Genomic DNA, 7,908 nt, shown 5'->3' with positions numbered 1-7,908 from the left:
ACAATTTTAAGCTCCGATTCAACCAAATCAAGGAACAAATTGTTTTTTGGCTTAATTATTTGTTCAACTTCTATCCTGAAAATAATATTCCTATTTTTGTGGAAATTAAAAATAGCTCTTTTTAAGGGTTGACTAATTAATGTTTATTTTTTTAGTATTTTTTTTATAGTAATAATGTTTAATTCGCATAATTGTTGTTTTAAATGTTTTTTTTATTTAAATTCACCCATACATTACTACAACAATCTTCTGTAATTGATTTGATTATTACCTCATTTGTATAATATTTATTACCATCAATTTCGGTTTTATACTTGATAATCATTCAACCAGAGGTAGGTATTGTATCAAAAACATATATTCGTATAGTTTTTGCATATCTCACTTTACACTAATCTAAATAATAGTACTTAAATTTGACAAATATAATTGTACATAATATGCTCAATAATAATAATATTAAAAAAAAGAAAAGTTGTTAAATAATAAATTAGTATTAATAACTGGAGGGACAGGTTCTCTCGGCAAAGCCTTAACTCATCATATTTTTAAAACCTACCCTGGAGTTAAAAAACTCATCATTTTTTCAAGAGATGAGCAAAAACAGTTTCAGATGGCGCAAGAGTTTCCCGTTACAAAGTATCCTCAGATTCGGTTTTTTTTAGGAGATGTAAGAGATCAGGAAAGATTAGTAAGAGCATTTAATGGTGTAGATGTTATTATTCACGCTGCTGCAATGAAACATGTTCACTTAGCTGAATACAATCCAGATGAGTGCATAAAAACTAATATTGGAGGGGCTCAAAATGTAATTCATGCCGCATTGCAAACTGGAGTTCAAAATGTAGTAGCACTTTCAACAGATAAAGCTTGTGCCCCAATCAATTTATATGGCGCGACAAAATTAACTTCAGATAAATTGTTTGTAGCCGCCAATAATATTAAAGGAACCAATCCTATTAAGTTCTCCATAGTACGATATGGAAATGTTATGGGTTCTAATGGTTCGGTAATTCCATTTTTTATAGACAAAAAGAAGGAAGGTAAATTACCCATCACTGATGCCACAATGACTCGATTTAATATTTCTCTGCAAGGAGGTGTTGATATGGTGATGCATGCTATTGAAAATGCATGGGGAGGCGAAGTATTTATTCCAAAAATACCTTCTTATAAAATTACTGATGTTGCAAAAGCAATTGCACCAGAATGCGCAATCGATATCATTGGTATTCGTCCAGGAGAGAAAATTCATGAGGAAATGATTACTTCGTCTGATTCTTATAACACATACGATTTAGGGAAGTATTACACCATTTTACCCTCTGTTCCTCATTTTAATCTTACGGAGTACAAAAAACATTTTAATGCAGTTCCAGTAGAACAAGGTTTTAATTATAATTCAGGTACCAACACTGAATGGGAAGATGTAGAGAGTTTGAGAAAATTAATTAAAGAACACGTAGATTCAACTTTTGAAATATAATGACAAAGAAAGTTATTCCTTATGGTCGTCAGGACATCACCCAAGAAGATCTTCAAGCGGTAATTGAAACATTACAGTCTGATTATTTAACACAAGGACCTAAAATCAAAGAATTCGAAGAGGCTTTTGCCGCTTATGTTGGTTCTACATTTGCGGTTGCTGTCAACAATGCAACAGCTGGTCTTCATATAGCTGTGTTGGCAATGGGATTAAAAAAGGGAGACAGAGTCATCACAACGCCTATTACTTTTGCCGCTTCTGCGAATTGTGTTCGTTTTGTAGGTGGTGAAGTCTGGTTTTCGGATATTGACCGAGACACCTATTTATTGTCGTTAGGAGAAACCAGAAAATTAATCGAAAGCAAACCAAAAGGTTTTTTTAAAGGTATAATTCCAGTCGATTTTGCTGGACTTCCTATTAATTTGGAAGCCTTTAGAGAGTTAGCAAATGAACACGGATTGTGGCTTTTAGAAGACTCTTGTCACGCTCCAGGTGGTCATTTTGTAGATTCTAAAGGTGATGTGCAACGTTGTGGTAATGGCAATTACGCTGATGCCGCTGTTTTTTCGTTTCATCCTGTAAAGCATATCGCTTGCGGAGAAGGAGGAATGGTTACCACCAATTCTGAGACTGTTTATAAAAAATTATTGTTATTGCGTTCTCATGGTATTACGAAAGAGAATATGACTGAAAATCAAGGAGGTTGGTTTTATGAAATGCAAACTCTCGGATTCAATTACAGACTTACCGATTTTCAAGCAGCACTAGGGATTACCCAATTGGCACGAAATGAAAAAGGTGTTTCCAGAAGAAACATAATTGCAATTGCATATAAAAAAGCTTTTGAAGGTAAACTAAAATATCAGTCTTTACCAGAGAATCATTTGAATGCCCATCATCTATTTGTGATTGAAGTAGAAAACAGAAAGGGATTGTATGATTATTTGCATCAAAATAAAATTTATGCCCAAATACATTATATCCCGGTTCACCAATTACCCTATTATGCAACTATAGGATACCAAGACGCTAATTTAAAAAATGCCGAAGATTATTATTTAAAATGTATTAGTTTGCCGATGTTTCCTACTTTGACTGATGAGGAACAAGATTTTGTAATTGAAAAAGTTCTAGATTTTTTTTTACCATAATATGAAAGCTGAAAATTTACAATCCGAAAGGCTTTTTTATAAAAGAGTTTCTAGTGAACATTTAACTCAAGGTTATTTGGATTGGATGAATGATCCTGAAGTTTTTCGATATTTAGAAAGTGGCGGCAATTACACCATGCAAATGTTGAAATCCTTTATCGAAGAACAAGACAAGAAAGATATTCTATTCTGGGCAATCAGCATTAAGGAAACTGGTAAACACATAGGAAACATTAAAATTGACCCCATAAATCCTGAAAATAATTCTGGCGAATATGGAATAATGATTGGAGATAAAACGGCTTGGGGCAATGGATTTGCTAAAGAAGCTTCTCAAACTATTATTAAGTATTGTTTCGAAAAACATAAACTGTCGCAAATTACTTTAGGATTGATTCAGGATAATACCAAAGCTCTTGAACTTTACAAAAAATTAGGATTTGAGATTGAAGAGGTAAGGTTAAATCAAGTCTCGAGCACTAATACGTTGCGAAATGTGATTCGGATGGTTATTAAAAACACCAAGCTTAAAAACAAATTGATTCTTGGCACTGTACAAATGGGTTTGGCCTATGGAATAAATAACGCATTGGGTCAAGTTTCTTTTGAAAACAGTTGTGCTATTTTAGCCAAAGCATATGAGTTTGGAATTCAAACATTGGATACCGCTGAAGGTTATGGAAATGCGCATCAAGTTATAGGAAATTTCCATATATTAAATCCCACTGTAAAATTTAATATTATTACAAAAATACCACACGGTTCTATTGTTGAAAATATTAAGAATAAAATTAAAACCTATATTTCTGACTTGCAAGTCGATTTTTTGGAAGTTTTAATGTTTCATTCTTTTGATTCCTATAAAAACAATCAAGGTATTTTTGAAGGTTTAAAAACACTAAAAAAAGAAGGGGTAATTAAAAATATTGGGGTTTCAATTTATACTAATGAGCACCTAGAGGCTTTGTTGTTAGACGATTCCATTACGGTCGTCCAAATGCCCTTTAATTTATTGGACAATGAATCTTTAAGAGGTGATTTGATGACAAAATTAAAAGCGAAAGGCAAAATTATTCATACCAGATCGGCATTTCTTCAAGGCTTGTTTTTTAAAGATGTTTCAGATTCAAATAGCACAGTTCAGAACCTAAAAAATGAACTGAGTTCACTTAATATTATTGCGAAAGAAGCTGGTATATCCATGTCGAATTTGTCATTAAGTTATTGTTTACAGCAAAAGAATATAGACAATGTACTTATTGGTGTAGATTCTGTAAAGCAATTGATGGAGAATTTCAATGCACTTATTTCAAAGATTGATACTGAAACAATTGCTAAAATTAATACTATAAAAGTTGATGATATAGATTTATTAAACCCTTCATTATGGTAACAATGATGCTTTAGTATTTCTTCAAAACAAAAGAATTTCTAGAATATTTTTTTAACATTTGAGATTAAAACACAAAAAACCACAAATAATAAAAGTAAAATATGAAATATACAGGACGTAAAATTATAAATGCAATAGGCAATAGAACGGGGTTAACTAAAATGATTTGTACAATTTTTGAACTTCAAAAAGAGCCTCAAAAAAAATATCAAATTAAATCGGATGTCGTTTTTGGTGTATTCAATGACTCACATGGCAATCGCATCGAACTCCTTTCAGGATTGCGTGACAGAATAAAACCTATGTGGCGTTCTATGGTAAATCCAGTAGATACTGCTATTGTTGCACCACCAATAGCGACAATGCAACAAAAGATGGCCAACCAGAAAAGCGCATTAACACGTATTGAAAATTTTCTGCAAACCCAATCTTTGTCATTTGTTGGTAAAGAAATATTAGAAATTGGTGCTTATGACGGTTCCTCCGCTTATGCTTTTGCTGAATTTGGTGCTAAACGCGTATTGGCAACAGATATGGCAGCGTATTACATCAATCAATCTCCTGGTGGAGTAGTTTCAAAAGAAGCTATTGCATCTAAAAACGTTGAGCTAAAACAAACTCGAGATGCCTATTCCAATTTAATTAAACCACAGGCAGCGGCAAGTGTAAGTTTTATAGAGGATGATATTTGTACTTCTACTGTGGCTTCAGAATCTGTAGATGTGATTGTAAGTTGGGAAGTATTGGAACACATTACAAATCCCAATGAAGCTTTTAAACAAATGTCTCGAGTGCTAAAAAAAGGTGGTTTTGCTTTTCACGAGTACAATCCTTTTTTCTCTATAGATGGCGGACACAGCCTTTGTACTTTAGACTTTCCTTGGGGTCATGCTCGATTAGAAGATAAAGATTTTGAGAGATATTATGACGAATTAAGACCCGATGAGAAAGACGTGTCACTTAGTTTCTTTAGAAATAACCTCAATAGAATGACACTTTCACACCTTAACGATTGCATGGAACAAAATGGACTACGCCCTTTGAGTATAATACCTTGGTACGATGAGAATGATCAAGCGAACTTAACAAATGAGATGCTTAACCAATGTAAAAATATTCATCCAACAGCGGAGCATGTCGATTTAGTAGCACCAATAGTATGGGTGTTATGTCAAAAAATATAAGAGTCGCTTTATTATGGCTTTAAAAACAATTTTAATTACTCAAGCACGAACAGGAAGCACTAGATTACCTGGCAAAGTTTTAAAAGAAATTGGAGGTACATCTTTACTTCAAATTCATTTAGAACGGTTAAAAAAGTGCACAAAAGTTTCTGAAATAATTGTAGCAACGACAAACGCTGATGCGGACACTATAATTTTTGATAAAGCAATCGAATGGGGCAATAGTGCATCGAGAGGTTCTGAATCGGATGTTTTAGACCGGTTTTATCAAGCGGTACGATTTAAAGATGCCGATTGGATCGTTAGAGTAACTTCGGATTGCCCTCTTATTGATGCAGTTTTGGTTGACAAAGTGATTGATTTTGTTCAGAAAAATGATAAAGATTATGGGTCAAATGGACTCATTGAACATTATCCTGATGGTCAAGATGTAGAAGTTTTTAAATTTTCGGCATTAGAAAATGCATGGAAAAACGCCAAATTGGCATCAGAACGCGAGCATGTTACTCCTTTTATAAGAAATAATTCCGATTTCAAAGGAGGGAATTTATTCACTGCAATTAACTATCCGTGTGAATCAGATTTTTCTAAAATTAGGATGACTGTTGATGAAAGCAATGATTTTGAATTAATAGAAATTTTGATCAATAATCTGGGAACTGATAAAACTTGGATGGAATATGTGAATTATATTGTAGAGCAAGATTTAATTAAAATAAACGATGCAATAATTAGAAACGAAGGGCTTTTAAAGTCTTTAAAAAATGACTAATCATGGGGAAAGGACAAGAATTATATAAAAAAGCAAAAACATTAATTCCGGGTGGAACTATGTTACTCTCTAAAAGACCAGAAATGTTTTTACCAGATCTTTGGCCTTCTTATTTTTCAAAAGCTAAAGGATGTAAAGTTTGGGATTTGGATGGAAAAGAATTTACCGATATGTCTATAATGGGGATTGGAACAAATTCACTGGGATATGGAAATGATGAAGTGGATGCCGCAGTAATTGAAACCGTAAAGAAGGGTAATATGAGCACTTTAAACTGTCCCGAGGAAGTTTATTTGGCTGAAAAGTTAATGGAAATGAATCCGTGGGCAGATATGGTTCGTTTTGCCCGTAGTGGTGGTGAAGCCAATTCAATTGCTATACGCATTGCTCGTGCAGCCTCTGGAAAAGATCAAGTTGCTATATGTGGTTATCATGGCTGGCACGACTGGTATTTATCTGCAAATCATAATGGCAGCGATGATTTGTCGGGACATTTAATTCCTGGATTAAGTCCATTGGGGGTTCCTAAAAATCTTAAAAACACCGTATTTCCTTTTCATTATAATAACTATGAAGAATTAGTATCTATTGTAGAAAATAATGATATTGGGGTTATTAAAATGGAAGTGTTGAGAAATTTTGGACCTGAAGATAATTTTTTACAAAAAGTAAGAGACTTAGCGACACAAAAAAACATTGTATTGGTTTTTGATGAATGTACCTCAGGTTTTAGAGAAACTTTTGGTGGTATTTTTAAAAAATTTGGTGTTGAACCCGATATTACGATGTTCGGAAAAACAATAGGAAATGGGTATGCCTTGACGGCTGTAGTTGGAAGAAAGTCGGTTATGGAAGCAGCTCAAACCACCTTTATAAGCAGTACCTTTTGGACAGAACGAATAGGACCTACTGCGGCTTTGACCACTTTAGGCGTGATGGAAAAAATGAAATCTTGGGAGATCATTACCGCAGCTGGAAATAAAATGCGACAAGGATGGCAAAAATTGGCAGATAGCCATAATCTTTCTATTACTATTGCAGGAATTCCATCTTTGAGCACGTATGGTTTTAATAGTAAAAATGCACTAGCCTATAAAACCTATGTAACGCAAGAAATGTTGAAAAAAGGATTTTTGGCAAGTACTCATTTTTATGCTTGTACGGAACACAAAGAGGAACATTTGAATTCTTATTTTGAAGCACTAGATGGTATTTTCGCCGTGATTTACAAATGCGAATCAGAGGAATTTAAAATACACGATTTATTAGAAGGACCTATTTGTCACGGAGGTTTCAATCGATTGAATTAAATAAAGTAATGAAAAAGTATGTTGTTTTAAACCATCAAGCTTTCGAATATGAGAATTATAAAATAGTTCCCATTCGGTATGAAGATCGGTTTGACATCATGAAATGGCGCAACGAACAAATTTATCATTTAAGGCAAAATAAGGCACTTACGGTTGAGGATCAGGAAAACTATTTTAACGATGTTGTAAATGAACTTTTTAATCAGACACAGCCAAAACAAATTCTCTTTTCTTATTTAGAAAATGAGATATGCATAGGGTACGGCGGTTTGGTTCACATCAATTGGATTGATAAGAATGCTGAAATTTCATTCGTTATGAATACTGCTTTGGAAAAAGAGGCTTTTCAAAAACATTGGGGAATATTTTTGAAGTTGATCGAACAAGTCGCTTTTGAAGATTTGAAATTGCATAAAATAACAACCTATGCTTTTGATTTGAGACCAAAATTATATTCAGTTCTTGAGAATTCCGGTTTTGCACAAGAAGCGGTGTTGCAGCAAGAATGCCTTTTTAATGGAGCATTCATAGATGTTATTATTCATTCTAAATTTATTGGAGAATAATCAAAAATAGTAGTTTTTTAAAGTTTTTTTAATTGGAAAGAACAAA

General features: G+C 33.4%; 7 protein-coding genes. All 7 read left to right on the top strand.

The features are described from left to right. Positions 1-475 precede the first annotated feature (475 nt). Positions 476-1,486, top strand: a complete 1,011-nt coding sequence (pseB, locus tag RMO83_RS10155) for a UDP-N-acetylglucosamine 4,6-dehydratase (inverting) (RefSeq protein WP_310559570.1) — start codon at positions 476-478, stop codon at positions 1,484-1,486. Then, positions 1,486-2,637: a UDP-4-amino-4,6-dideoxy-N-acetyl-beta-L-altrosamine transaminase gene (gene pseC, locus RMO83_RS10150; protein WP_310559569.1), complete on the top strand. Its 1,152-nt coding sequence runs from the start codon at positions 1,486-1,488 to the stop codon at positions 2,635-2,637. Before pseB ends, pseC begins: the two co-directional genes overlap by 1 nt. A gap of 1 nt (position 2,638) precedes the next feature. After that, a complete protein-coding gene (locus tag RMO83_RS10145; RefSeq protein WP_310559568.1) occupies positions 2,639-4,030 on the top strand; it encodes an aldo/keto reductase in 1,392 nt (463 codons plus the stop codon). A 101-nt stretch (positions 4,031-4,131) separates the two neighbouring features. Further along, positions 4,132-5,214 (top strand): class I SAM-dependent methyltransferase, encoded by a 1,083-nt coding sequence (locus RMO83_RS10140; protein ID WP_310559567.1) that lies wholly within the window; start codon positions 4,132-4,134, stop codon positions 5,212-5,214. Positions 5,215-5,227: 13 nt separating this feature from the next. Next, positions 5,228-5,986, top strand: coding sequence for a glycosyltransferase family protein (locus RMO83_RS10135; RefSeq protein WP_310559566.1), 759 nt, complete (start codon positions 5,228-5,230; stop codon positions 5,984-5,986). 2 nt (positions 5,987-5,988) lie between these two features. Further along, positions 5,989-7,296: an aminotransferase class III-fold pyridoxal phosphate-dependent enzyme gene (locus RMO83_RS10130; RefSeq protein WP_310559565.1), complete on the top strand. Its 1,308-nt coding sequence runs from the start codon at positions 5,989-5,991 to the stop codon at positions 7,294-7,296. An 8-nt stretch (positions 7,297-7,304) separates the two neighbouring features. Then, positions 7,305-7,862, top strand: coding sequence for a GNAT family N-acetyltransferase (locus RMO83_RS10125; protein ID WP_310559564.1), 558 nt, complete (start codon positions 7,305-7,307; stop codon positions 7,860-7,862). The last annotated feature ends 46 nt before the right edge of the window (positions 7,863-7,908 follow it).

It is taken from the genome of Flavobacterium sp. (assembly GCF_031423415.1).
Lineage (GTDB): Bacteria > Bacteroidota > Bacteroidia > Flavobacteriales > Flavobacteriaceae > Flavobacterium.
This window is presented reverse-complemented; position numbering and strand designations above follow the sequence as displayed.

Bases quoted from the DNA above. Each gene is read 5' to 3' on its own strand.
- pseC (WP_310559569.1), top strand. From the start codon at position 1,486: ATGACAAAGAAAGTTATTCCTTATGGTCGTCAGGACATCACCCAAGAA.
- RMO83_RS10145 (WP_310559568.1), top strand. From the start codon at position 2,639: ATGAAAGCTGAAAATTTACAATCCGAAAGGCTTTTTTATAAAAGAGTT.
- RMO83_RS10140 (WP_310559567.1), top strand. From the start codon at position 4,132: ATGAAATATACAGGACGTAAAATTATAAATGCAATAGGCAATAGAACG.
- RMO83_RS10135 (WP_310559566.1), top strand. From the start codon at position 5,228: ATGGCTTTAAAAACAATTTTAATTACTCAAGCACGAACAGGAAGCACT.
- RMO83_RS10130 (WP_310559565.1), top strand. From the start codon at position 5,989: ATGGGGAAAGGACAAGAATTATATAAAAAAGCAAAAACATTAATTCCG.
- RMO83_RS10125 (WP_310559564.1), top strand. From the start codon at position 7,305: ATGAAAAAGTATGTTGTTTTAAACCATCAAGCTTTCGAATATGAGAAT.